The organism is Mycobacterium sp. PSTR-4-N, from assembly GCF_022348085.1.
In the GTDB taxonomy this organism is placed as follows: Bacteria; Actinomycetota; Actinomycetes; order Mycobacteriales; family Mycobacteriaceae; genus Mycobacterium.
This window is the reverse complement of the sequence record NZ_JAKRFN010000056.1, coordinates 1-1,983: the sequence shown is the minus strand read 5'-3', so window position 1 is coordinate 1,983 and position 1,983 is coordinate 1. Positions and strand designations below refer to the sequence as shown.

1 protein-coding gene is annotated in these 1,983 nt (G+C 65.5%); it reads left to right on the top strand.

The features are described 5' to 3' along the window. Positions 1-1,983, top strand: a 1,983-nt coding sequence (locus MHN84_RS29590) for a hypothetical protein (protein WP_241207991.1), incomplete at its 5' end; no start/stop codon positions are given.

Sequence of the window (1,983 nt, the reverse complement as noted above, 5' to 3'; positions counted from 1 at the left end):
CCCGACCTCGAGCGACCCATCCCCGGCGCCCTGCGGTTGTACGTCGACCCCGTCAACGGCAACGACAGCTACAACGGATTCACCTGGTATCGAGCCTTCAAGACGATCCAGGCCGCGTGCAACGCCGCCACAATCGGCTCGGAAATCGTTCTGGCTCCGATGCCCCACGATGTCGGGGCGGGGGTGTCGGTGACGGGCGACAAACTGCTGACGATCATCGGGGCGAAGCCGCTTCGTCGGCGCCAGCACGCAGGTGTGTCTTCAACGACGGCGCAGGCGCATCTGTACTCGACGGCGGCCACGAAGCCCGACTTTTTCATCAAGGTCCTCGCCGACGGCAGCAACAATGCGTTCGGGTGGGCGTTCAAGAACCTCTACATCGACGGCGACACACTCGCTTTGGGCGGTGCCGGCATCCACGCCCTCAACGTCAACCGCGCCATCGTCGAGGACGTGTCGGGCCGCGTAGTGCTCGGGTCGACCAACACTGGCGACGACAACCGCTACCTCATCAAGAGCATCGCCCAGGGCTTCGCCGGCAACGACGCATCGTGGTGGACGCTCAAGAACGTTGTCACCTACGGCATGCGGGGCCTGTACGCCACCGACTCCAATTACTGGACGTTCATGGGTGTTTCGTTCATGGGCGTCACCAACGGCTCGTATAAGCCGGCCGGACCCTCCGTCTACATGTCGGGTTCGCAACCCAACCTGTCCGGGCTGCACGTCGAGGGCTGGGAAGACGGCGTGCACCTGTACAACTGCCGCGGCGCATTCGCTATCGGGCTGGCATCGGAGTGGTGCACCCGAGTGCTGAAGCTGACCAACTGCTACGACAGCCTCATCATGGTCAACAGCCGTGCGGGTGCCGGTGAGTCTGCGGTCCTCGACGAGAACGGCCGCAACAACACCATCATCGGCACCGACCGCGTGTACCGCACCGGCACCTCGGTCAGCGACATCCGCATCAGCAAGCGCGGCGTCACTCCCAATCAGCTGGCGGGCGGCTACCTCGGCACCGTCTATCACAGCCACCCCACCGTGCCGAACCCGTCGACGGAGCTGCTGCCGCACCTCGGCATGTTCGACGGTGCGCTGGCCGCGTCGGGGATCGTCGCTGATTACTGGGACGGGACGGCGTGGCAGACATGGGCCGTCGATACCCACGCGCTGCACCTGCTCAACGGTGTCGGCGTCACCATCGACGACACACACAAGAAGTGCCGGTTCCGGATGGGCAGCTTCGTCGCTGGCCAGCTCCCCACCCTGATCTTCGGCAGGTTGGCGCAGTCCAACGGCACGCTCGGGAACGTCACGGTCCGCACCTATACCGACTCCGGCCGCACCGTCATTGGCCAGGAGTACACCACGATCCTCGGCATGGAGACCGGCTCGGACACCGGCGCCCCCGCCCGTGTGCGTGGCTTCCAGTCATCGCTGGCGATCGAGTCCGGTTACTACGTTGAGGTGGAGTTCGACCTTGGGCTGACCACCGGCCAGACCGCCACGTTGCAGCGCCTTCACGCGTGGGGTGTGGACCCGTCCGGCGGCATGCGGGCATGCCGCATCCTCGACGGACGGCTAGCTCCGGAAGGTGTTGTCGCTGCCCGTGTTGGCGACTTCTACTTCGCGCACGGCACCAGCACCTCCGATACCACCAACACCGGCCTCTACCGGAAAGAAAGCGGTGACGGCACCACCACAGGGTGGACGCGCGCCACATTCGGGCCGACCCCGGTGGCTGCGTCGCTGAACTTCCCGTCCGTGTCAGCTGGTTCGTACCAGGACTTGACGATCGCCGTGCCCGGCGCAGTCGTCGGCGACTGCGTCACGCCTGGCATCCCCAACGCCGCCGTCATGGCGGGCATCATCTACTCGATGTGGGTGTCCGCGGCCGACACCGTCACAGTGCGCGCCACGAACGTCACAGCAGGCGCTTTGGACCCACCCACCGGCACGTTCAAGGCGGCGATCGTCCGATGA